This is a genomic window from Bradyrhizobium cytisi, assembly GCF_008123515.1.
GTDB lineage: Bacteria > Pseudomonadota > Alphaproteobacteria > Rhizobiales > Xanthobacteraceae > Bradyrhizobium > Bradyrhizobium cytisi.
Genome location: NZ_VSSR01000017.1, coordinates 40,150 through 62,041, shown reverse-complemented (window position 1 = coordinate 62,041; position 21,892 = coordinate 40,150). Strand labels below are relative to the sequence as shown.

At 62.7% G+C, this 21,892-nt stretch carries 22 protein-coding genes; 1 reads left to right on the top strand and 21 read right to left on the bottom strand.

What is annotated here, in order from left to right:
* Positions 1–19 precede the first annotated feature (19 nt).
* The 15 genes from FXB38_RS10885 to FXB38_RS10815 form a co-directional block, all read right to left on the bottom strand.
* Complete coding sequence (locus FXB38_RS10885) at positions 20–442, bottom strand: SMP-30/gluconolactonase/LRE family protein (RefSeq protein WP_148750858.1); 423 nt, start codon at positions 440–442, stop codon at positions 20–22.
* A 106-nt stretch (positions 443–548) separates the two neighbouring features.
* On the bottom strand, positions 549–1,538 hold the full coding sequence (dhaK, locus tag FXB38_RS10880; protein WP_148750857.1) for a dihydroxyacetone kinase subunit DhaK: 990 nt from the start codon (positions 1,536–1,538) through the stop codon (positions 549–551).
* 40 nt (positions 1,539–1,578) lie between these two features.
* The gene (locus tag FXB38_RS10875; RefSeq protein WP_148750856.1) at positions 1,579–2,010 is read right to left on the bottom strand and encodes a hypothetical protein; all 432 of its coding nucleotides are present in this window, start codon (positions 2,008–2,010) and stop codon (positions 1,579–1,581) included.
* Positions 2,007–3,605 (bottom strand): phosphoenolpyruvate--protein phosphotransferase, encoded by a 1,599-nt coding sequence (ptsP, locus tag FXB38_RS10870; protein ID WP_148750855.1) that lies wholly within the window; start codon positions 3,603–3,605, stop codon positions 2,007–2,009. Before ptsP ends, FXB38_RS10875 begins: the two co-directional genes overlap by 4 nt.
* Before the next feature lie 5 nt (positions 3,606–3,610).
* Positions 3,611–3,925 (bottom strand): HPr family phosphocarrier protein, encoded by a 315-nt coding sequence (locus FXB38_RS10865; RefSeq protein ID WP_148750854.1) that lies wholly within the window; start codon positions 3,923–3,925, stop codon positions 3,611–3,613.
* A complete protein-coding gene (gene dhaM, locus FXB38_RS10860; protein WP_148750853.1) occupies positions 3,918–4,319 on the bottom strand; it encodes a dihydroxyacetone kinase phosphoryl donor subunit DhaM in 402 nt (133 codons plus the stop codon). Before dhaM ends, FXB38_RS10865 begins: the two co-directional genes overlap by 8 nt.
* The gene (gene dhaL / locus FXB38_RS10855) at positions 4,316–4,930 is read right to left on the bottom strand and encodes a dihydroxyacetone kinase subunit DhaL (protein ID WP_148750852.1); all 615 of its coding nucleotides are present in this window, start codon (positions 4,928–4,930) and stop codon (positions 4,316–4,318) included. The genes dhaM and dhaL overlap by 4 nt, the downstream gene beginning before the upstream one ends.
* Entirely contained in the window at positions 4,927–5,934 is a 1,008-nt protein-coding gene (locus tag FXB38_RS10850; RefSeq protein WP_148750851.1) for an ABC transporter ATP-binding protein, read from the bottom strand. Before FXB38_RS10850 ends, dhaL begins: the two co-directional genes overlap by 4 nt.
* On the bottom strand, positions 5,927–7,024 hold the full coding sequence (locus FXB38_RS10845) for an ABC transporter ATP-binding protein (RefSeq protein ID WP_148750850.1): 1,098 nt from the start codon (positions 7,022–7,024) through the stop codon (positions 5,927–5,929). Before FXB38_RS10845 ends, FXB38_RS10850 begins: the two co-directional genes overlap by 8 nt.
* Positions 7,025–7,030: 6 nt before the next feature.
* Positions 7,031–7,243: a hypothetical protein gene (locus FXB38_RS10840; protein WP_148750849.1), complete on the bottom strand. Its 213-nt coding sequence runs from the start codon at positions 7,241–7,243 to the stop codon at positions 7,031–7,033.
* A complete protein-coding gene (locus FXB38_RS10835) occupies positions 7,240–8,193 on the bottom strand; it encodes a carbohydrate ABC transporter permease (RefSeq protein WP_148750848.1) in 954 nt (317 codons plus the stop codon). Before FXB38_RS10835 ends, FXB38_RS10840 begins: the two co-directional genes overlap by 4 nt.
* The gene (locus tag FXB38_RS10830; protein WP_148750847.1) at positions 8,190–9,149 is read right to left on the bottom strand and encodes a carbohydrate ABC transporter permease; all 960 of its coding nucleotides are present in this window, start codon (positions 9,147–9,149) and stop codon (positions 8,190–8,192) included. The genes FXB38_RS10835 and FXB38_RS10830 overlap by 4 nt, the downstream gene beginning before the upstream one ends.
* A gap of 102 nt (positions 9,150–9,251) precedes the next feature.
* Positions 9,252–10,598, bottom strand: coding sequence for an ABC transporter substrate-binding protein (locus tag FXB38_RS10825; RefSeq protein ID WP_148750846.1), 1,347 nt, complete (start codon positions 10,596–10,598; stop codon positions 9,252–9,254).
* Positions 10,599–11,012: 414 nt separating this feature from the next.
* Positions 11,013–11,924 carry an RNA polymerase sigma factor gene (locus tag FXB38_RS10820; protein ID WP_148750845.1) on the bottom strand — a complete coding sequence of 304 codons (912 nt, stop codon included), beginning with the start codon at positions 11,922–11,924 and terminating at the stop codon, positions 11,013–11,015.
* 19 nt (positions 11,925–11,943) lie between these two features.
* Positions 11,944–12,252, bottom strand: a complete 309-nt coding sequence (locus FXB38_RS10815; RefSeq protein ID WP_148750844.1) for a hypothetical protein — start codon at positions 12,250–12,252, stop codon at positions 11,944–11,946.
* 264 nt (positions 12,253–12,516) lie between these two features.
* Here FXB38_RS10815 and FXB38_RS10810 point away from each other — a divergent pair, with 264 nt between their 5' ends.
* The gene (locus FXB38_RS10810) at positions 12,517–13,923 is read left to right on the top strand and encodes an MFS transporter (RefSeq protein WP_148750843.1); all 1,407 of its coding nucleotides are present in this window, start codon (positions 12,517–12,519) and stop codon (positions 13,921–13,923) included.
* A gap of 1,128 nt (positions 13,924–15,051) precedes the next feature.
* Here the strand turns inward: FXB38_RS10810 and FXB38_RS10795 are convergent.
* The 6 genes from FXB38_RS10795 to FXB38_RS10770 all read right to left on the bottom strand — a co-directional run bounded on the left by FXB38_RS10795 (position 15,052) and on the right by FXB38_RS10770 (position 21,874).
* Positions 15,052–15,252 (bottom strand): hypothetical protein, encoded by a 201-nt coding sequence (locus tag FXB38_RS10795; RefSeq protein WP_148750842.1) that lies wholly within the window; start codon positions 15,250–15,252, stop codon positions 15,052–15,054.
* A gap of 930 nt (positions 15,253–16,182) precedes the next feature.
* Positions 16,183–16,833: a TetR/AcrR family transcriptional regulator gene (locus tag FXB38_RS10790; RefSeq protein ID WP_148750841.1), complete on the bottom strand. Its 651-nt coding sequence runs from the start codon at positions 16,831–16,833 to the stop codon at positions 16,183–16,185.
* A gap of 133 nt (positions 16,834–16,966) precedes the next feature.
* Positions 16,967–18,649 carry an AMP-binding protein gene (locus FXB38_RS10785; RefSeq protein WP_148750840.1) on the bottom strand — a complete coding sequence of 561 codons (1,683 nt, stop codon included), beginning with the start codon at positions 18,647–18,649 and terminating at the stop codon, positions 16,967–16,969.
* Positions 18,650–18,703: 54 nt separating this feature from the next.
* Entirely contained in the window at positions 18,704–19,489 is a 786-nt protein-coding gene (locus FXB38_RS10780) for an enoyl-CoA hydratase/isomerase family protein (RefSeq protein WP_148750839.1), read from the bottom strand.
* Between the two features lie 28 nt (positions 19,490–19,517).
* On the bottom strand, positions 19,518–21,263 hold the full coding sequence (locus FXB38_RS10775) for a CocE/NonD family hydrolase (protein WP_187434796.1): 1,746 nt from the start codon (positions 21,261–21,263) through the stop codon (positions 19,518–19,520).
* A gap of 194 nt (positions 21,264–21,457) precedes the next feature.
* Complete coding sequence (locus tag FXB38_RS10770) at positions 21,458–21,874, bottom strand: DoxX family protein (protein WP_210250900.1); 417 nt, start codon at positions 21,872–21,874, stop codon at positions 21,458–21,460.
* Positions 21,875–21,892: the final 18 nt, after the last annotated feature.

Below are 21,892 nucleotides of genomic sequence, written 5' to 3'. Positions count from 1 at the left end.
TCGCCGGTCGGCGGCGCGGTCAAGGGATCGATCGCGACGCGCCGCAGCAGCGCCGTCCTGTGTCGCTGACATAAGCGGTGCCACCGGCGGGCGAAAAGCAGATCGCGTTTGGCATGGTCACCTTAGCATAGAGCCGTTTCAGCTCGCCGCGGTGGAAATGATAGATCGCGCCCATGCCCTTTCGGCCTGGCGTCTCATGGTCCGGTCCACAGCGCGCCGCAGGCGTGGACCCGTCCGTCATTGGCCCGCATCGATACATTGTCGTGCGCAGCGTCAACCGGCCGTCGGCGTCATCGGGCACATAGAAGGCCGTGTCGGTGGTGAGCAGCTCGCGCTCGTTGTCGACAACGGCCAGCGTCAGCTGTTCCTGGCAACGGACTGGCGAATAGGGGACGACGGCAGAACAATGAGAGCCGGCTGACCGGAGCCGCGAGAGCTGCATTGAACTCTCGATGGATTTTCTCTCGGTGGGAACGACGAGGCTCAGTTTCGCGGGAGCGGAGTCGATAAGTCATTGTTTGCGGTCAAAACCAAGCCGCGAGCTGAGATCAGACGCCCCACCGCAGAGCTGCGGTCTGCACCGGCGCATCCCATAATTTCGTCGACTTGCTATCGAGCACAGATACGGTGATCGAGACACCGGCCATGTCGAGGGATGTGACGTAGGAACCGGTCAGGAAGCGCGCCACTGCCACCCCCGCGCCGTCCAGAATCCGCTTTGCGGCATTGACCATCAGATAGAGTTCGATCAGAGGCGTTGCACCAAACCCGTTGACGAGAAGCAGCACTTCACTCCCCTTGCCGGGCGCAAGATCCTTCAGGATCGCATCGAGCAGCTCGGCGGCGATTGCATCGGCGGACGCCAACGGCACCCTGCGCCGGCCGGGCTCGCCATGAATGCCGACGCCCATTTCCATTTCATTGTCGGCCAATGCGAAGTTTGGCCGCCCTGCCGCCGGCACGGTGCATGGCAACAGCGCCACCCCCATCGAGCGGGTGCGCCGGTTGACCTCTTCGCCGAGCGCCGCGAGAGCGGCAAGCGGCGTTCCGGTCTCGGCCGCAGCGCCGACCATTTTTTCCACGATCAATGTCCCCGCGACGCCGCGACGACCGGTCGTATAGGTCGATTTCTCCACCGCGACGTCGTCGTTGGTCACCACGCTCGCAACTTCCCGCCCGGCCATCTCGGCTGCCATGGTGAAATTCATCACATCACCTTCGTAGTTCTTGACGATGAAGAGCACGCCTGCGCCCGTGTCGACGGCCTCCGCGGCCTCGATCATCTGGTCTGGCGTCGGCGAGGTGAAGACTTGACCGGGGCAAGCGGCATCGAGCATGCCGAGGCCGACAAAGCCCGCATGCAGCGGCTCATGTCCCGAGCCGCCGCCCGAAATCAGCGCGACCTTGCCTGGCTTCAACGTGCGGCGCCGGACGAATTTTCGCTCGGCACCAAGAAGCAGGATACCCGCATGGGCTGCCGCGAAACCGTCCAGACTTTCTTCGAGTATCGTATCGGTGCTGTTGATCAGCTTTTTCATGAACGTCCTCCCCATCTCGTCTGAAGTTCAAATCAATGGCTCAACCCACACTTTCGGCATAGCGCGCGAGTTGCGCAGCGAAATCCACGATCAGCTGTTCGAGCGCGCGGTTCTTCTTGTCGTCACCGAGGTCGGGTACGGTCACCGAGACGGTGCGGGTGTGCGCTTCGCGGTGGGGTGCACGCAGCCGGCCGGGATGCGCGCGTCCATAGGCTTGGAGGAATGCCGCGCGCTCGGCGCCGGACAGATGGCACACTTCGAAGATGATCGCGACATGCTTCGCCGGAATCGGCACCAGATACGCCGGATTGGTGATCTGGGTCACGAAGGAGCGATTCTTGCCCAGCGCCGCCGCCAGCTTCAGCCGCGTCCCCGAGGGCCGATTGTCGAGCACCCGTCGCAGGATGGCCTTGTAATCCGCCACATTGCTGTCACCAGGCGCGCGGGTATCCTCGCCTGCTTCATCCGTCATGAACGCACCTTTGCGATTGCGGCCTTGAGCCGCGCGACGGCAATCGGCGACACCGAGAGAGTTGTCAACCCGGTGGCGATCAGCGCCGCGGTCAGGCGCGTATCGGCCGCGGCGTCACCGCAGAGCGAGACCTCCACGCCACGCTTTCGTCCGGCCTCGACAGTCCGGGAGATCAGCGCCAGCACCGCCGGATTGCCAGTATCGTTGAGGTCCGCGACGGCACCGATGTCGCGCGCCGCCGCCATCGTGTACTGGGTCAGGTCGTTCGAGCCGATGGAATAGAACGCCGCGCCGAAAGCCTCGGCGCGGAGCGCCGCCGCCGGGACCTCGACCATGATGCCGAGCGGCGGTCGGGCGCAGGCGATCCCTTCCGCCCTGAGCGCCGTGAACTCCGCATCCAGCAGGGCACTGGCACGGTCGAGCTCCGAAGGGACCGCGATCATCGGCAGCATCACCTTCAGCGCCCCGTGCACAGCCGCACGGCACAGTGCCCGCAGTTGCACCCGAAACACGTCCGGCCGCGCGAGCGAGAGACGGATGCCGCGCAGGCCGAGGAACGGATTGCGCTCGCTATCGATCGTCAAGCCGGCGATCGGCTTGTCGCCGCCGGCATCGAGGGTGCGGATCGTCACCGGTCTTCCCTCGGCCCAGTCGAGAATGCGCCGATAGACTGCATATTGCGCATCCTCGTCCGGCAGGCCTTGAGACGCCTCGAACAGAAATTCCGTACGCACGAGGCCGATGCCGTCGCAGATTGCAGGATCGAGGCCAGCGAGGTCTTCGGGCGCGGCGATATTGAGAAGGACCGCGATCCGCTGGCCGTCGGCCGTGCGTGCCGAGTCGAGGCGGCCGGCATCGACGGCGGCTTGCGCAGCATTCGCAACCGCCATGCGGTGCTCGAACAGGCGGCGCGTTTCCGGCTCAGGATCGAAGATCACGGTGCCGGCATCGCCGTCGACGAGCGCCAACGCCGGTGGCTGTCCGTTCCACGACAGTGGCCCGAGCCCAACGACCATGGGCGCCCCGCGCGCCCGCGCCAACATCGCAACATGCGAGGAAGGTGAGCCCGCAGCCAGCGCGATGGCGCCGCCGTGCGACCAGTCAGCGGCAAGAAAAGCGGAAGGCGTGATGTCGTCAGCCGCTACGATCGAGCCGCTGGTAATCCTGGCGACCGTATCCACGCCGCTCAGATGCGCGAGCACGCGGTCGCGGATGTCGACGATATCAGCCGCCCGGGCACGGAAATATTCATCTTCAGCAGCGCGATAGCCAGCTATCTCCACATCGAGTGCCAAGCGCCAGGCGTGGTCGGCAGTGATCCCCTCCGAGATGACCCCATATGCAGGATCCGCCAGCGCGTCATCCTCGAGCATGGCGACCTGGAATTCCAGAATGTCGGCCACCTCGCCCTGAATCGTCTTGATCTGCTCGGCGATCTCCGCCCTCGCGCCTTCAATCGCAGCCCGCAGTGCCGCGGCCTCCTGCGCGGGATCGTCGCTCGCCGTTCGCTTGGCCACAGCCGCAGTCAGCATGGTGACCGGTCCGATCGCGAGGCCCGGCGAGGCAGTACGGCCGATGAGATGAATCTCTGCCACCGCGATCAGGCCTCGCCGAAACCATCATGCACAAGCGCCAGTACGGCAGCGAGCGCTGCCTTGCCATCGGGCCCGGTAACGCGGAAATGCAGCGTTGCGCCCTGCGGCGCCTTCACGCGCATCACCTTCACCGGGCTCTTTGCGTCCGTCCAGGGCCCGTCCACCGCGAGGGCAAGCTCGATCTTCGCGGCAAAGCCCTTCGCGCACTGCGTGAGCTTGACCGACGGCCGCGCGTGAAGTCCGACTTTGTTGACGAGAACCGCCGAGGCTGTCAGCGGCACCGGCGTTTCGCTCGGCCGGCTGGCGTGAGCATCATGCATAGAATTCCTCCGCGCTACGCTTGACGGCGGCAAGCGGCGAGCCACCCGAAGACTCGGTTGCCGCGATCACAGCTCCCTCGACCACCGGGGCATTGCAGACGACGACGCGCGCCCGTCGATCTTCAGGCAGCATTTCTACGGCCATCTCGGAATTTGTCTCCGCGCCGCCGAGATCAACCAGCACCGCCACGCCTGCGGGCGACCACGCCGCCTCGATCGCCTCGAGGATTCCGGCAACATTCGTGCCGAGCCCTCCATCGATGTCGCCGCCTGTCCAGGCAAGCGGCACGGCGCTGCCTACCATCTGGCGCACCATATCCGCCGCGCCTTCCGCGATCTTGGGCGAATGTGAAACGATAACGATCCCGACATTGCCGGAATTTGAACTGTTCATGAACTTGCCTCGAATTCCAGTACCTTGACTGCCGCGCCGATCAAAAGGGACGCCGAACGCGAACCAGGGTCCATATGACCGATAGAACGTTCGCCGAGAAAGGACGCACGGCCGCGGATCGCAAGCATGGGCGTGGTGCGATCGGCCGCTTGCGCCGCTTCCGCAGCTATCGCCTTGGCATCGCCGCCCCCGGCCAACACGACCTGCACCGGCACCAGCACATCCAGCAAGGTTTTCTGCCCCGCCTCCGAGCGCCCGCGCGCTTTGACGGCATCAATCGCCTTCGCCGTCGCCGCGACGAGATCCGCTCGGATCGACTGCTCCGGAAGCGCCTTACCTAGTTCCATGAAGAAAGTGCCAACCAGCGGCCCGGAAGCGCCGCCGACCTTCATGACCAACGTCATTCCGATCGCCTTCAGCATTTCCGGTAGCGATTTGTCAGCAAGGCCGGGCAGTGTCGCGAGCACAGCCTCGAAGCCGCGCTTCATGTTCAGCCCGTGATCGCCGTCGCCGATCGCCTGATCGAGGCTGGTCAATTCGTCGGCGTGCTGGATCACGGATTCCGCTAACGCCCGCACCAGCTTTTCCCTGGCAGCCCGATCGAGACTCATGCCGCCACCCTCCCGCCGGCCGCATCGAATAACAGCGGCTTGTTGAGTCGGAGCGACACCATGTCTCCCGGGCCCAACCTCGCCTCGGGGTCTGCCAACGTCACGACCGGCCGGCCGCCGAGGTCGAGGTGGAGATGGCTCTGGTCGCCGAGATGTTCGACTCGCGTGACGGTTGCCGACACGTCTCCGCCGCTGCGTGCGATCATCAGGTGCTCGGTGCGCGCGCCAATGGTCTTGGCGCCGGGCGGAATGCCGGCAAATAGAGCCGCCGGCAGCAGGTTGATCATCGGCTGGCCAAGCCGCGCAGCGACATGGGCGTTGATCGGATTCTCGTAAATCTCGCGCGGCGTACCGATCTGCATCAGCCGGCCGGCCTCGACCACGCCGATGCGCGAAGCCATGGTCATCGCTTCCGTCTGATCATGGGTGACATAGAGGATCGTGGCGCCGAGATCGGTCTGGATGCGCTTGAGTTCGAGGCGCATTTCGCCGCGCAGCTTGGCGTCCAGCGAGGAGAGTGGCTCGTCCATCAGATAGATCGAGGGCGAGCGCACCAAGGCCCGGCCGATCGCGACGCGCTGCATCTGCCCGCCCGACAACTGCGTCGCCTTGTTGTGCAGCTTGGTTTCGATGTGGAGAAGACGCGCGACCTCCTGCACCTTCGCGCGAATCTCGGCCTCGGGTACGCGGCGGATCGGCGCGCGTAACGCAAAGGCCATGTTCTCGAACACGCTGAGATGCGGATACAAGGAATATTGCTGGAAGACGAAGGCGACGTCGCGATCGGCCGGCGCATCGCCGGTCACATCACGTCCACCGATCCGGATCGAACCGCTGTCTGGCGTCTCCAGTCCGGCGACAAGTCGCAGCGCCGTCGTCTTGCCGGCACCCGTCGGCCCCAGCAACGCAACGAATTCGCCGTCTCCAACCGAGAGCGACAGGTCGACGACGGCGTGAGTCCGGCGGAACGCCTTGGAGACCGCCCTGATCTCAACTTCAGCCATGCGCACCTCCTTCATACAACGCAGTGCGGATGGCCCGGCCCGACGCCTTGTCGAAGACCGAGAGCGTATCCGGCCGGAAGTCCAGCCCGACACTTTCCCCAGTCCGAAAGCATATGCTGCTGGGCGAACGGGCCTTGAGCGCGCCGTAACGCGTCGTAACGGTCACGATCTGCGTCGTGCCGAGATATTCCGACCCATAAACCTCACCCCGCACCATGCCGCGATCGGTGAACCGCACATGCTCCGGCCGGACCCCGAGGACGAGGTCGCTTTCCACCAGCGCCTCGCGTGCAGCAGGAATTGCAACTTCGCGCTCGCCGAGCCAGATCGCCTGCGCGCCGACTTGCAGTCGACCGCGGAACGGCAGGAAATTCATAGGCGGTGAACCGATGAAGTCTGCGACGAAGAGCGAAGCAGGCCGGTCGTAGATGTCGCGCGGGCTCGCGACCTGCTCAACGATGCCATTATTCATCACCGCGATCATGTCGGCCATCGCCATCGCCTCGAGCTGATCATGCGTGACATACACGGTCGTCGCGCCCAGCCGGTCATGCAGCCCGCGCAATTCATGAATCATCGCCTCGCGCATTTCGGTATCGAGCGCACCGAGCGGCTCGTCCATCAGGAAGCATTTGGGCTGGCGGACGATGGCTCGCCCAAGTGCGACGCGCTGCCGGTCGCCGCCGGCGAGGCCCGACACTGACCGGTCGAGCAGATGGGAGATACGCAAAATACGCGCGGCCTCCACCACCCGCCGATCGTGCTCCGCCGCTCCGACGCCCTCGCATTTCAGGGGAAAGCCGATATTGCGCCGGACATTCATGTGCGGATAGAGCGCAAACAGCTGGAACACGAAGGCGATATCGCGCGCCGAGGCGCGATTCATCGTAACATCCTCGCCGCCGAGCCTGATGGTGCCGGCCGTCGGCAATTCCAGGCCTGCGATCATGCGCAGCGTCGTGGTCTTGCCGCAGCCGGACGGTCCAAGCAGGCAGAGGAACTGGCCGTCTTCCACCGTGAAGCTGGCGGCCTTGACCGCATGAAACGTCCCGAAGGATTTGTCGAGCCCTTCGACCCTGATCTGTGCCATCGCGCCTTACTCCCTGACCTTCGAGACGATGGTGAACATCACCGTCCCGAACAGCGCAGTCGCGAACGACCAAGAATAGAGCGTGAGGAAAAATGGCTGCATCAGCATGACGACGCCCGCGGCGATGATCGTCGTCGCGATAGCCTCCAGCGGACCGCGTCGCAGAATCCTGTTTGCGAGGCCGCGTCGGCGCGTGGATGTGTTCGCATCGAGGCTCATTTGCGGACGGCTCCAAAGGTGATGCCGCGCAGAAGATGCTTGCGCAACAGCACCGTGAACACGACGATGGGCACCAGGAAGAGCGTCGTACCGGCGGCTACTGCTGGCCAGTCCTGCCCGCCCTCGCCGATGATGATCGGAATGAAAGGCGGCGCCGTCTGCGCGTTGCCGGAGGTCAGAAGCACCGCAAAGGCGTATTCGTTCCACGCAAAAATCAGGCAGAAGATGGCCGTCGCTGCGATTCCTGTTGTCGCCTGCGGCAGCACTACTTTCACGAAGGCCTGAAACCGCGTGTAGCCGTCGATCATCGCTGCCTCCTCGTATTCCCGCGGGATTTCGTCGATGAAGCCCTTCAGAAGCCAGACGGCGAGCGAAACGTTGACGGACGTGTAGAGCAGGATCATCCCGAGCCGGGTATCCGACAGTCCGACGGTGCGGTACATCAGGTAGATCGGGATCGCGACCGCGATCGGCGGCATCATCCGCGTCGACAGAATGAAAAACAGCAGGTCGTCCTTCAGCGGCACGCGGAACCGCGAGAACCCATAGGCTGATAATGTGCCTAGTGCGACGGCGAGCATCGTCGAACCGAACGCGATGATCAGCGAATTGACGAAACGCGGGACATAGTTCGACGGCCCGGCCACAACCATATTGCGGCTGCGGGCGATGCTGTCGCAAAGCCCGTGCGGCTGGCCCAGCGTCTGGATAAATTCCGGCGTCTGGCGCGAGCGGGTTGTGAATAGATTACAGTAGCCTTCGAGCGACGGCTTGAACAGTATCTTTGGAGGATAGGAGATCGCATCGTCGGGCGACTTGAACGAGGTGAGCACGATCCATACCAGCGGAATCATCGTGATGATGGCATAGAGTATGACGAGCAGGCCGGCGAAGCGGCGCGTGCCGGCCGATGGTTCGACGACTGAATGGGCTGCATTTGCGACACTCATCGGTTTTTCACCCGGTTCAGCGCCTTGACGTAGATGTTGGCGAGGCCGAACACCGTCACGAACAGAATAATTGCGAAGGCAGAAGAATAACCGGTTCGCCAACTCTCAAAGGCTGCCCGCTTAAGCGTGATCGAGGCAACTTCCGTGGTCGAGCCCGGCCCACCGCCGGTCAGGAGGTTGACCATGTCGAACATCTTGAAGTTCTCGATACCGCGAAAGAGCACCGCGAGCATGATGAACGGCAGCGCCATCGGCAGCGTAATCGACCAGAACTGCCGCCAATTCGACGCGCGGTCGACCTCCGCCGCCTCATAGATGTAATCCGGAATCGAGCGCAGTCCCGCTAAGCAAATCAGCATCACATAGGGCGTCCACATCCAGGCATCGACGATGATGATGGCCCAGGGACTGAGTGTCACGTCTCCCAGCATCTGGAACGACGAGGCGCCGCGTCCCGTGAAGAAAGCGACCACATAATTGAACAATCCGATCTGCGGCTGATAGAGAAAGGTCCAGAAATTGCCGACGACGGCCGGCGAGAGCATCATCGGCAGCAGAATGATCGTGGTCCACATGCCATGGCCGCGGAATTTCTTGTCGATGAGGAGGGCAAGACCAAATCCGAGCACGGTCTCGATGAGCACGGTCCAGATCACGAAATGCGCCGTCACCTGCATCGCCGCCCAGATATCCGGATCGGTCAGGATCGACTGGTACCAGTCGGTGCCCAGCCATATCGTCGGCGCGTTCGCCCGATTGGCGCGGTAGTTGGTGAACGAGAGATAGATCGTCCACACCAGCGGGAAGATATTGATCGCCAGCAGCAGCACGATTGTCGGCGTGATGAAGAGCCAGGCGAGCGCCTGGTCCGACAGGCCCCGGATACGACGCACCACGGCTGGTCTGACCGGAACGGCCCGATAGGTGATCTGCGACGAAGCGCTCAAATCGTTCATGGCTTTGGTCGATCCTCGCGCCGGAACCATCAGCTATGCGACAGCTGCCGACGTGGCCGAAGAGAGCCTGGAGCGCGCTCGCGTGCGCTCCAGGCGGTTGCCCTAGAACTTCTTGCCTTCTTCCTTGAAGATGGCCTTCCAGTCCTTCACCAGACCGTCGAGCGCTTCCTGCGCGGTGCCCTTGTCCGCCACCACGTAGTCATGCACGCGCTTCTGTTCGGCTTGCAGGAGTTGCGCATAGGAGGGCTCGGCCCAGAAGTCGACGACCATTCCCATCGACTGCAGGAACTCCTTGGCGAACGGCGCGCTGGTCGGGAAGCTCGGATCGTTCAGCACGGACTTGGCGCAGGAATAGCCGCCGAGCGCCCACCACTTCTTCTGCACGTCGCCGCCGGAGAACCACTTGATGTATTGCAGCGCCTCGGGCTGGTTCTTGGAGTAGGAGACCACCGAGATGCCCTGTCCGCCGAGCTGGGTTGCCTGCGCGGCGGGACCGGCCGGATTGACGAAGAAGCCGATCTTGTCGCCGCCGACATTCGGGTCCTTGTGGAGGCCCGGGAAGAAGGCGAAGAAGTTCATCTGCAGCGCGACCTGGCCGGACTTGAAGGCGTCAAGCCCTTCGGACATGTAGGAGTTGGAAGCGCCGGGGGGCGTGCAGCACTTGTAGAGCTCCTTGTAGGCCTCGAGCCCCTTCACCGCGCTGGCCGAGTTCACCAACCCGTCCATCGCATAGGGCTTCTTCGGATCGTCGTATTTGAAGCCGTAGTCGTAGAGGTAGTTCGAGACCCCCATGGTGATGCCTTCGGAGCCACGCTCGGTATAGATCGAGGCGCCATAGACCTTCTTGCCGTCGATGTCGCGGCCCTGGAAGAATTGCGCGATGTCGCGGAGCTCATCGAGCGTCTTCGGCACGCCGATGTCGCGGCCGTATTTGGCCTTGAAGTCCTTCTGCACGTCCGGCCGCGCGAACCAGTCCTTGCGATAGGTCCAGCCCACCGCATCGCCCATCGCCGGCAGCGCCCAGTAGTTCGGCGTGTTCTTCGGCCATTCGGAATAGCCGATCACCGTGGCCGGCATGTAGTCGTCCATGCTAATTCCTTCCTTCTTGAAGAAATCGTTGAGCTTGACGTACTGGCCGTTCTCCGCCGCGCCGCCGATCCATTGTGAATCGCCGATGATGAGATCGCACAACGAGCCGTGCGAATTGAGTTCGTTCAGGAAGCGATCGGCATAATTGGTCCACGGCACGAACTCGAACTTCATGCCGATGCCCGACTTCGCGGTGAAGTCCTTCGACAATTCGACCAGCGCGTTGGCGGGGTCCCATGCGGCCCAGCACAGCGTGATGGTCTTGCCTTGCGCCTGCGCGGGCGTGGTGCCCGCTCCGACGCCGAATGCGGCGGCAACAGCCCCGCATGCCACAACAAGCGTCTTCATTGTCCGTTGCATTGCACGTTCCCTCCGAGTGGGCCGGCCATCGACGTGGCGCGGCTTTCCTGTCCGCCCGAATGCTTCGAGCAGAGCGACACAGTCCGTGACGAGCTGAATAACTAAACTAGCGTTTCCTCGCGCCACCCGGATTCTAGAGGCCCGGCAGGCTCGATTTGTTTAGTGAACCACCATTTACTAAACATTGCAAGCGGAGTTGGCGCGTTCTTCGCGGCGGGCGTCCGATCGGTCTTGATGATGTTGTGAGGGGCTCGCGCGCAACGCGCGTCAGTTCGAATGCGGCAGCGCGGTTTCGGCTGCGGCAGCATGAGCCGGCGGAGGCAATGAACTCTCCCCACTCGTCATTGCGAGCGAAGCGACCGGGGAATCGAACCCCTGTTTCAGCCTTGAGAGGGGCAGGTCGATCCGCTCGACTTATCCCGAAGAGCGTTCGTCGAGACCTCTATCCACCACGCACTCCGCACCATCGACAACATAGGCTGCGTGACGAAAATCCCTGATGGTGGCGAGCTTGCCGGCGGACCAGTCGAGGAGCATGAAATATTTCGCCCGCCCGCCCGGCTCATTCGGATCGAACACCAGGATCGCGGGACGTCCCTCGACCTGCCCCGTCACCAGGTGCCAGTCGCTGACCTTCGAGTAATTGCCGAAATAGTTCGACACCTCGGCCTTGCCTTTCAGCCTGGTGCGGTTGACGAGTTCGAGCCTGACGTCGTCGGCGATCATGGCGCGGATCGCGTCGAAGTCGCGGGCATTGAAATGGCCAACATAGGCGTTGAGCCGCGTCCGATCGGCGTCCGACAGGCCCGGCTGCGGCACATCGTCGGGCTCTCCGGCGAACTCACGCAGTTGCGTGCGTCCGCGATGCAGCGCGGCCTTCACCGCCGGCAGGCTGAAATCCATGATGTCGCAGACCTCAGCCAGTGAGCAGCCGAGCACGTCCATCAGGATCACGCTGGACCGTTGCGCCACCGGCAGTCGCATGAAGGTGCGCAGGCCGGTCGCGGCGATCTGGCGGCTTTCCACATCATCGAGCTGGTCGGCAATCATCTCCACCTCCTCAGCCGAATGCAGCGCCTCCTGCCGGTTGCGGCGACGCAGGAAATCCAGCGCGGTGTTGTGCGCGACGCGGAACAGCCAGCCCTCAGTGTTGACGACGGGCGTGACCGATCGCAGCGCCTCCATCGCCTTGATCAGCGCATCCTGCAGCACATCCTCACCATCGATGACCGAGCCGACCATGCGGGCGCAGTAGCGATGCAGTTTCGGTCGCATCCGCGCCAGCAGGGCCTCGATATCGATGGTAGTCAGCGGGTCTGACGCCATTGCTCCTCCGCCTCGGCTGTCAGGACTCGTCCAGCATACGGTAGTTGCCGACGATCCTCACATCACGAACCAGCGGCGGCTCCGCGCAGCGGTCGCGGATCCCGTCCTGGAACGTCTGAAACGCCTTGAGCTTCGGGATCGGGCTCGAGCCGTCCTCGGTCGCGGCCTCGACAAAATGGATGAAGGTGTCGTCCTCCAGCCGCAGCGTCAGATAGCGCACGCCGTCGGGCCCGGCCGCCTTCAACTCCGCAAATACGGCCGCAACCAGCTCGGCGTTCCTGTCGGCCAGCTCCGGCTTGGCCTTGTACCTGATCAACGTCCTTCTCATCGCGCGCTCCTTGCTGATGTCGCGACCTGGCTCGCTCATCGCGCTCCATCTTTCCATTCTAGCATGACCCTTGTCGGAAAACCGGTGCTGCGCTCCTCCGGATCAAGGTCGCGTAAATGGCCGCGTCCCCCTAAGACGTTTGCCGGCCGGCGAAGGATGCGGCCCCAGGAGAAATTATTTACGGGCGCATCCTTTGCCACTCCGGCCTCGTCTAGCCCGCAGAACGCGCCGCGAAAGGGCGGCGCGACACACGGAGACAGGGCGATGCAGACCCCGACCAATCGCGCCGCGCAAAACTGGGTGCTTGGCATCACCGCGCTTGCATCCTTCATGATGGCGCTGGACGCCATGATCATCACGACGGCATTCGCGGCCATTCGCGCCGAATTCGGCAGCCCGGTCGAGACGCTGCAATGGACTGTCAACGCCTTCAATCTGACCTTCGCCGTGCTGCTCCTGACCGGCGCCGCACTCGGCGACCGCTTCGGCCGCCGCCGCATGTTCGCGGCCGGGCTCGCCCTGTTTGTCGTTGCATCGGCGGCCTGTGCGCTCGCAGGCAATGCGACCGCGCTGATCGCCGCCCGCGCACTGCAGGGCGCCGGCGCCGCGCTAGTGATGCCGCTGGCGATGGCGATCCTGAGCGGCACGTTCGGCCGCGGGGAGCGCGCCCGCGCGCTCGGCATTTTCAGCAGCATCACCGGCTGCGCGCTGATCATCGGCCCCGCCATCGGCGGCTTCATCACCGAACATTTCGGCTGGCGCTGGGTGTTCTGGATCAACCTGCCGATCGGCCTGATCACGATCGCCCTGGTGCTGGCACGGTTGCGCGAAAGTTTTGGACCTTCTGCCGCATTGGACATCCCAGGACTGGCGCTCGTCGCCCTCGCAGCGCTGGCGTGGGTGTGGAGCCTGTTGCGCGGCAATGCTGTGGGGTGGACGAGCGCCGAGGTCATGGGTACGCTGATGTCAGGCTTGGTGTTCACCGCCGGCTTCGCGCTCCGGGAATTGCGCGCGGCCGCGCCGATGGTGCCGATGCGGCTGTTTGCATCGCGCGCCCTCGCCTCCGGCATGTCCGCAAGCGTCCTGTTCTACGCCGCGATGTATGGCGTATTGTTCCTGCTGCCGCAGTTCTTGCAAACCACGCTGGGCTTCGACGCCTTCGGCGCCGGACTTCGCCTGCTCCCCTGGACAGCGACGCTGTTCGTCACCGCCCCGGTCGCCGGCGCGGTCGTCAACAGGCTCGGCGAGCGGCCGCTGGTGGTGACGGGATTGTTGATGCAGGCGATCGGCCTTGGCTGGATCGCCGAGATCGTGAGCCCCGCGGTTGCCTACTCCGCCCTGGTCGCGCCGTTGGTGCTGGCCGGCGTCGGCGTCTCGATGGCGATGCCGGCAGCACAGAACGCCATCCTGAGCTCGGTCGCGGTGGCCGAAATGGGCAAGGCGTCCGGCATCTTCAACATGGGCCGCTTCCTCGGCGGCATGTTCGGCATCGCCGCGCTGGTGGCGAGCTTCTCGGCCAACGGCGGGGCCTACTCGGCCGCGCATTTCGAGCGCGGATTTGCTGCCGCGATGAGCCTCGCCGCAACGCTGTCGCTGGCCGGCGCAATTGCCGGGTTTTTCCTGCCGGCACGGCGACGGACCGCCGACGCAGCCGCGACGCAAGATGCGTGACGCTCGCGACGACAGAGTTTCGTTATCGGCACAGCGCCTTATGTCGCCACCCTTCTTTCTGATAGTGAAACGTCGTTCTAAAAATGACTTCTGGTGGAAGGGATCGCAGTCCTCTGACAGGCATTGCAACCCGCGGGACACGCTTTTGCGTCCTCGCGGCGCAAATCGCCCGAGCTTTGCCTGGTCACTCCACCCTCTAAGCCAAGAGGGCGCAGGGAAGACCGGGTGCTGACCTCGCACCCGCGGTCCGCTGCGCGAAATGGTAGCGCAAAAAGACCGCACAGCAGCATACAGGTGGTGCCAATCACTCGGCCTTCCCTGCGCAGTGGGTTGACGGCTTATGCCGTGCTCTCCCGGGAGCCGAGTTCGTTCTGGCCTCCCTCACTTCCAGCGAATTGACGATGCAGTTGACCCGGTTGGGCGCTCCACACCTCCGCGAAAGCTTGACCGTAGCGACGACGGCCAGGACCACACGGTTTTGCCGTACGCACGGCTCGCTGGTTCGCCGCATTATCTTCCAGCGTTGTCGACGTTGCCGGAAGAATGCAGGCGAGACGAACCTAGACAGCGCCGCTCGTCGGCACGAAGCCTCGGGCTCACGGAGAGCAATCCGCCCTGCCCGCACCTCTCGCACCCAACGCTGCCCGCGTCCACCGCAAGCCCGGCTCGCAACCAAGACGACACGAGATCGCCCCTCAAGGATGAGCCGGGATGCCGCAACACATACGTCATTTCCGAATTTCGGTAAAGTGGAATATTTTTGCGAGGAGGGGTTGACGGGGGTGTTTTGCCCGACGCCCCCAACACAGCGAGACGGACTTGGAAGTAATAGATTTTCTTTGTACTCAGGTGGCTCCTCAAGTATCCGTCCCAGAACAACTAAGTTCGTAGATTCGAGGAAAACCTACCCCGGTAAACACCCAGAGGCGGCTACCAACCAAGGCGTTATCCCGAACCTTGTTTGCCGATTTTGATCACGTCTAGCGTCCTGGAAATACGGCTCGCTCATCTATTTTGTGGTACGCGACGTGATGATCCATTGCATGTCCAAAGAGCTATACCACGCGCGACGCCCGAGTATGCTTCTGCTCATTCAAACTCGGCCGGAGCAGACAAAGACTAACAAACTTAGCCGACTTCAGCCTGATGCTCTAAAAGCAATTGCTCTGCATTCTTTGGGACATTTGTAGACAGAGCATTGAGATCCGCTTCCGTCAGAATAGGCGCGGAACGCATCTGATCCTTCGCTTCAACTCGCGAGACATCAATCTCGGCAAACCTATTTTCCATCTTTCTGAAATGAGCGTAACACCCGATGATCGAGGACATCTGGTTCATTCTGCATAGCCTTCAGTTTCTTGATGATGTCCACCAGCAGCTTTCGAGCCTGTGCCTTTCTCCCAAACCATCCAGTCAGATGCGCCTGCATGTCCGAGAAAAGGGAGACGAGTATCTCTATTAGAACGTTCGGGAATGTGTGGCGTTTGAAATCTTCGCAATTCAGGTAGATAGAGCGGACCTCCTTGGGGAGCCGTGCTGCAGAGGCATGCAACAGCAACGTCTTGCCACAACCTCGACGAGCGAAAATCGCATGGTTCTGCTTCGCGCAGGCGTCCTCAAGCGCGTTACCGACGTTGATGTAGGCTATGCGCTCCCCACCTAGCTAGCTGGACACGTAGGCCTTCGGTGATCAGTTGGCGCAGTCGCGCAAGCTTTTGTTTGTCCACCATGTCGTTCCCTCCGAGTACTCTCATTAGGAGAAACTGGTCGCGATTGCACGCCGATCGAGCCTGTTGCAAACAGGACGAAAGTTGAATGCGCGCGACAAATTCGTTCGCGGAGGATCTTGCAGGGAGATTGAATACGACCCTGCGCCTAGGCGAGTCCCAAAGCTCCGGATAAGGACGCTTGGCTTCGATAGCAGTTTGGAGAAAGCTAGGATCGAATTGGTAGCGGGAGACCGCTACAGCCTTTCACCACACCACGCAAATCTGCGATATTTCCTCCGATCGTCCGCCTAAAACTCAGAAGCTTGTCGAATTGCTCCAGATGTCCATGTTCCGGATGACCCCGGGGGCCGGGCTGGCCGCATCTTTAAGGCAGTTCTCCAAACAAGGTGCTGACGACGTGATCAGCGCCGGGTGAAATCAGTAGAGCCGATCGAAAGAAGATCGACCGCGACAACGCGCGCCGACTGTTCGGTCAGCCTTGACGGACGGGGACAGGCGGCGATCACCGCCTGTCTCCTCGTTCCTTCTTCTATTCGTCTCCGAAGATCGTTTCGTCCACGAGACGCCAATAGGCGGAGACGACCTGTGGATCCTCGGGTGACAGTCCGCTTGTGATCTGCATCTCGGGCCCGAACTCCGAGAGCGTCGCGCTCAGACTGACCATCATGTAGTGGAATAGGATGGGATCGACGGCGGGTATAAGGCCCTGTTTCTGAGCCTCAACGATCTGGGGCAGCAGCCGGCCCAGAAGCGGAGCGAGGACCGTTTCAGCCACCCATTTCAGTCGGGGATTGTTCGTCAAGGTCTCCTGGCGCATGAAACGATGGAATTCCGGAAACGCGACAGTATACTGGAAAAGAGTGGCGTATTCCCGTCGCAGCCGCGCCAACGGTGACAACTCGGATCCCTCAGGAGCCGAAACTTCCCAGTCGGACCGAATCTGCGCGAACGCATGCTCGGCTGCCGCCCGCCAGAGAATATCCTTACTGCGATAATGATAGGTGATCAGGGGATGTTGCAGGCCCAATCGATCGGCGATGGCACGAATGCTCGCGCCTTCGAACCCGCGCTCGGCGAATTCCGCGATGGCAGCATTGAGGATCGCAGCCCGCGTCTCGATCGAGCGCTGCTGTTCGGCTCGCTTGCGCGGGCGCTCTCGCCGGGCTGTCTGCTTGGCCATTTCGCCTTCGATTAGCACGGCCCCCAATCGAACACCAAGCGACGTGTTGGCTGGCTCCACATCAGCCTGGCGGCTTTCGCTCCTGACGTTGGCCGCGGAATTCCCGGCGGGCTCAATGCCGTCTCGCCGAGACTCATGCGCCAGCGTCCTCGGCGCGTGCAAACTCCTCGATCATCGCCTCTCGCATCGCGAACTTCTGCACCTTGCCGGTTACGGTAGAGGGGAAGCTCTCCACGAACCGGATGTAGCGCGGAATCTTGTAATGCGAGATACGGTCCTGACAGAATTTCCGGACAGCGTCCTCATCGAGCGCCGTGCCCACCTTTGGGACGATCCAGGCACAAAGCTCTTCGCCGTACTTGGCGTCCGGCACGCCGAAGACCTGGACATCCCTGATGTCGGGGTGCTGGTAAAGATACTCCTCGACCTCCCGCGGATAGATGTTCTCGCCGCCGCGGATGACCATGTCCTTGATCCTCCCGACGATGCGGCAGTAGCCGTCGTCGTCGACGGTCGCCAGGTCTCCGGTGTGCATCCAGCCGGCGCGGTCGATCGCCTCTTTCGTCCGGGCTTCGTCGTTCCAATAGCCGAGCATCACCGAATATCCTCTGGTGCAAAGCTCGCCGGCTTCGCCGCGCGGGACGACCCGCCCCTGGCGATCGACGATCTTGACCTCGAGGTGCGGCTGGATCCTGCCGACCGTCGAGACGCGCAATTCGAGCGGATCGTCACGGCTGCTCTGGAAGCTGACCGGGCTCGTCTCGGTCATTCCATAGGCGATCGTGATCTCGCTCATGTGCATGGTCGACGCCACCTCCTTCATGACCTCGATGGGACACGGAGCTCCTGCCATGATGCCGAGCCGAAGTGAGCTTAGATCGAATCGGCTGAATTCGGGGTGGTTCAGTTGGGCGATGAACATCGTGGGGACCCCGTAGAGCACATCGCAGCGCTCCGCCGCGACGGTCTCCAGGGTCTTCAGGGGATCGAAGGACTCGGATGGATACACCATGGTGGCCGCATGGGTGACGCAACCGAGGTTACCCATCACCATGCCGAAGCAATGATAGAGCGGGACCGGGATGCACACCCGAGATCCAGGCTCGATTCCGGTCGCCTCTCCCACGAAAAAGGCATTGTTGATCAGATTGTGATGCGAGAGCGTCGCGCCCTTCGGCAAGCCGGTGGTGCCGCTAGTGAACTGGATGTTGACGGCATCGTCCATCTGCACCGCGGCCGCGACGGCATCGAGCCGCCGGTTGCCGATCTGCTGTCCCCGCTCCGATATCCAATCGAACGCAAGGCAGCCGTCGTGCTTGCCCGCGATCGAGATCACGTGGCGCAACTCGGGCAGACGCGCGCTCTTCAGCTCGCCGAGCTCGCCCCCCAGCTCCGGGACGAGCTCGCGGATCATCGCGATATAGTCGCTGGTCTTGAAGCGTGCCGCCGTGATCAGCGCCCGACATCCTACAGTTCGCAGGACGTGCTCCAGTTCGCTCAGGCGATAGGCGGGATTGATATTGACCAGGATCAGGCCAGCCTTCGCGGTCGCAAACTGCGCGATCGTCCATTCCGCACAATTCGGAGCCCAAATGCCGACCCGGTCTCCCGACTCGAGGCCAAGGGCGAGCAGGCCCGACGCGAACGCATCCGAGCGTGACTTGAGCTCCGAATAGGTCCAGCGAATCTTCTGGTGAGCGACAACCAGCGCTTCGCGGGAGCCATCGGTCGCGCTCACCTCATCCAGAAGCGCGCCAATGGTTTTCCCGATCAGGGGCGGACCGCTGTAACCATGCACATAGCTTTCGCGTGGCACGAATTCCTCCCGGTCATCTCTGAGCTATCGAACGTTCGCCGCGCCGCAGCCGGCTCACTTTCCTTCGAAGATAAGTGTCGGCGGCTCGATGTCCTTGTCGAAAGCCGCTGCCGTGTTGGCAAAGCCGCGCTGCGCATCGGCGCCTTCATAGAGCTCCATCGCGACATCGAGCATCACGAGGTCTGCCGCTGCCACGCCGCCGCTCGACCATGCCTTCAGAAGCGTCCGCGTCGCCGCATAGGATCGGGTCGGCCCGGTGGCGAGTTGCTTTGTCAGAGCGGCAGCGGTTGCTGCGAGCTCGTTCTCGGGCACCACATGAGTGGCGATTCCGAGTTGTCCCGCCTCCTGTCCGGACATCGGCTCGCCAAGCATGGCAAGCCGCGAGGCGCGCGCGCGGCCGGCGCGCTCCGCGATGCGCTGGAGGGCCCCTGCGATCGGCAGCATGGCCGTGGTGACCTCGACGCAGCGGAGTGTCGCACTCTCGGCCGCGACGAGGAAGTCGCAGGCCAGCGCCAGTTCAAAGCCGCCGCCGAACGCGACGCCCTGGACCACTGCGACCGTCGGGATCTTCAGCATTTCAATGGTGCGGTAGGAGACGTTGACCTCGGCCACGAACGTCCTGAACCAGTTGACGTCCTTTCCCGGCCACTCGCGCACCTCGCCGCCAAAGGAGAAATGCGGTCCCTCCGCACGGATGACGAGCACGCGGATGTCGCTGGTGCTGGCCTGGTGCACTGCGACCCGCAGGGCCTCGGTAAAACGCAGGTCTAGGCGGTTGAATGGCGGGTTGGCGAGCACGATGCTGCCGACGGCGCCGTCGCGTTCAAATCGGATCGACATGGCAATGCCTCCTGCTCTGAGCCGACGATCAGGTCGGACGTTGATTGTTTGTTTGGGGAATGATGGGCAGCAGCAGATGCGATGGCCGCTCTGCGTCCCGATAAATCCTGTGCGTCACGGTCTTGCTGCTGCACACGTGATAGGGAATGTACTCGACATTGGTCATCGCGCCGGTCCCGGTCGGAACATCCATGGACGTGATGTCGAGGCAGATGCGGTGTCCGGCCTTGAACTGGTTCGCTGTCGCCAGGATCTGGATCTGGTACTCGACCACCTCGCCCGGCGTCACCGGTGAGATCGCGTCGCGAGTGAGCTTGTGGAATGGCTCCCAGGGCTTTGAACGCTTCTCATCGAGCGCCCGGTGCGAAGCCTTCAGCCAGCCTCGCGTCAACTCCCGTTCGGGCAAGGTTGTTGGCATATCGCGCTCGCCCTCGCGCGCGGTACGGACCGAGACGTCGGGGCCGACGTCCTTGAGGACGACGATCCAGTTGGTGTCTTCCTGATCGATCGCTGCATACAACGTGAGCGTGATTGGGCCGGCGACGGTGACGTCATGCGGCAACGGATCCGTCATGTAGCGCAGCCGCTCGACCTTCGTCGTCCGCGTGACGGGCATCTGAGTGAAGACGTCGGGCTCGCGCGCCGCGGCACCAACCTCCACAGCGGGCCGCGGCGGCTCTGCGGTCAGGCCGTCCCAATGCGAAAGATAGAATTTCGTCCACCGCGTTTCCGGCAGTGGCCAGTCCGCTCCGGTACGCCATTCGTTGGCGCCCATCAGCCAATAACGCACCGGCGGTTCGTCCATGATGCCGGTGTCCTGCCCTTTCAGCCAGTGGTCGTACCAGCGGATGATCTCGTCGTGGTATTGATGGAATGGCCGCTCCAGGTGAGCCGGGCCCGTGAACAGCAGCTTCTTCGGCGCGTCAACGTTCTGGAAGTAATGCTGCGCGCCCAGCCAGTGAAGCTTGTAGGTGTACGCGTAGGCTCCCGAGCCGGTGTAGAACGGCATCTTGATTTTCCTGAAGGTTTCTTCGGCGCGCTCGACGGTGCCGTCGAACTCCCAAGGGTGCGTCATCATGAGATACATGACGAACGTGCGCTGCCCCTTCTGGGTGAGGATGTTGTAGAGATTGATGTACTGCTTGTAGTCCGGGTTCTGCATGGCCTGCCGCCAGAGCGCTTCCTCTGCAGCAGGAAGCTCCGCGGGCCGGTCGCGTGACTCATGAACCGTGCTGAAGACGTCGAGCAAATAAGGAAATGTGTGCAGGACGCCGCCGGGATTGAAGTCGCGAAAGCCGAACATACCGCCATAGGCACTGCACGCATCGTAGGGAAAGATGGCCTTCAGGGCGGGATGCCCTTGCGCGGCCGCGCGCCACTGCTCGCCGGCATAGCCGGAGATGCCGACCATTCCGACCTTGCCGTTTGACCACGGCTGCTGCGTGATCCACTCGATCAGATCGTAATGGTCGGTATCCTCGTGGCCGTAATGGCCTTCCGACTTGGCCGATCCTCGCGGCTGCGCGATGACGTGGACATAGCCGTTGGCAATGAATCGTCTCGTATCGCCCGCCTCGATGGGCCCGAACCATAACGGGGCGTGCGCCGGTTGCGGCGGCAGGATGTCCGCGATGTCAGGCCCCTGAATGTCCTTGTTGTGCAACGCCGACGCATAGAGCACCGGGTATTTGCCCGCCGCATCCGGTCGGTAGACGTCGACGGCAAGTCGCGTGCCGTCGCGCATGGCAACACTGATGTCCCGTTCCTCGATCATCGTTTCACTCCGGCTGTTCGCGGCGCTTGCGGCCGACGTTCGGCGATCGTCGAGATGCGGCGAACCGGCCGCCAGCCCGACTGAACGAACCATGTCATTAAATTTTACGATCGTAAAGTATCTTTCTGGTGAACTCGCGCCGGCCCGGCGACGGGGCGTACTGCCGTCGGAACGGTCGGCGCGAGCTCATGAGTTCAGCGGGCCGCAGCATTCGCGACAGCGACGCCGCCCTTGGACAGGCGGTTGTCGAGGCTGAGCGCGCCTGCGCCGAACGCCGCGATCTGAAGCAGGCCGCCGGCCATCATGACGTTCTTGAGGAAGTGGATCATCTGGTTCTGGTCGGCGAAGTTGCTGTGGAACGCCACGCCGGCCGCGATACAGAACACTGCCAGCGCCAGCGCGACCGTTCGAACCTGGTAGCCTGCAATCAGCAGGAGTCCACCGCCGAGTTCAAGCGCGACTGCAACGATGTAAGCAAGCGGCGGCACAGGCAGACCGGCAGCAGCGATCATCGCGGTCGTCGGACCGAAAGCGGCGAGCTTGCCGAGGCCGCTCATCGCGAAGGGCAGGCCGATCAGGATACGGCCGATCAGAGGGAGGTAACGGTTCATGGTAATAGCTCCTTTGCT

What these genes read in the sequence shown, in the direction of transcription:
- FXB38_RS10885 (WP_148750858.1), bottom strand. Translation starts at nt 442, where the DNA reads ATGCAGCTCTCGCGGCTCCGGTCAGCCGGCTCTCATTGTTCTGCCGTC.
- dhaK (WP_148750857.1), bottom strand. Translation starts at nt 1,538, where the DNA reads ATGAAAAAGCTGATCAACAGCACCGATACGATACTCGAAGAAAGTCTG.
- FXB38_RS10875 (WP_148750856.1), bottom strand. Translation starts at nt 2,010, where the DNA reads ATGACGGATGAAGCAGGCGAGGATACCCGCGCGCCTGGTGACAGCAAT.
- FXB38_RS10865 (WP_148750854.1), bottom strand. Translation starts at nt 3,925, where the DNA reads ATGCATGATGCTCACGCCAGCCGGCCGAGCGAAACGCCGGTGCCGCTG.
- dhaM (WP_148750853.1), bottom strand. Translation starts at nt 4,319, where the DNA reads ATGAACAGTTCAAATTCCGGCAATGTCGGGATCGTTATCGTTTCACAT.
- dhaL (WP_148750852.1), bottom strand. Translation starts at nt 4,930, where the DNA reads ATGAGTCTCGATCGGGCTGCCAGGGAAAAGCTGGTGCGGGCGTTAGCG.
- FXB38_RS10850 (WP_148750851.1), bottom strand. Translation starts at nt 5,934, where the DNA reads ATGGCTGAAGTTGAGATCAGGGCGGTCTCCAAGGCGTTCCGCCGGACT.
- FXB38_RS10845 (WP_148750850.1), bottom strand. Translation starts at nt 7,024, where the DNA reads ATGGCACAGATCAGGGTCGAAGGGCTCGACAAATCCTTCGGGACGTTT.
- FXB38_RS10840 (WP_148750849.1), bottom strand. Translation starts at nt 7,243, where the DNA reads ATGAGCCTCGATGCGAACACATCCACGCGCCGACGCGGCCTCGCAAAC.
- FXB38_RS10835 (WP_148750848.1), bottom strand. Translation starts at nt 8,193, where the DNA reads ATGAGTGTCGCAAATGCAGCCCATTCAGTCGTCGAACCATCGGCCGGC.
- FXB38_RS10830 (WP_148750847.1), bottom strand. Translation starts at nt 9,149, where the DNA reads ATGAACGATTTGAGCGCTTCGTCGCAGATCACCTATCGGGCCGTTCCG.
- FXB38_RS10825 (WP_148750846.1), bottom strand. Translation starts at nt 10,598, where the DNA reads ATGCAACGGACAATGAAGACGCTTGTTGTGGCATGCGGGGCTGTTGCC.
- FXB38_RS10820 (WP_148750845.1), bottom strand. Translation starts at nt 11,924, where the DNA reads ATGGCGTCAGACCCGCTGACTACCATCGATATCGAGGCCCTGCTGGCG.
- FXB38_RS10815 (WP_148750844.1), bottom strand. Translation starts at nt 12,252, where the DNA reads ATGAGAAGGACGTTGATCAGGTACAAGGCCAAGCCGGAGCTGGCCGAC.
- FXB38_RS10810 (WP_148750843.1), top strand. Translation starts at nt 12,517, where the DNA reads ATGCAGACCCCGACCAATCGCGCCGCGCAAAACTGGGTGCTTGGCATC.
- FXB38_RS10795 (WP_148750842.1), bottom strand. Translation starts at nt 15,252, where the DNA reads ATGTCCTCGATCATCGGGTGTTACGCTCATTTCAGAAAGATGGAAAAT.
- FXB38_RS10790 (WP_148750841.1), bottom strand. Translation starts at nt 16,833, where the DNA reads ATGGCCAAGCAGACAGCCCGGCGAGAGCGCCCGCGCAAGCGAGCCGAA.
- FXB38_RS10780 (WP_148750839.1), bottom strand. Translation starts at nt 19,489, where the DNA reads ATGTCGATCCGATTTGAACGCGACGGCGCCGTCGGCAGCATCGTGCTC.
- FXB38_RS10775 (WP_187434796.1), bottom strand. Translation starts at nt 21,263, where the DNA reads ATGATCGAGGAACGGGACATCAGTGTTGCCATGCGCGACGGCACGCGA.
- FXB38_RS10770 (WP_210250900.1), bottom strand. Translation starts at nt 21,874, where the DNA reads ATGAACCGTTACCTCCCTCTGATCGGCCGTATCCTGATCGGCCTGCCC.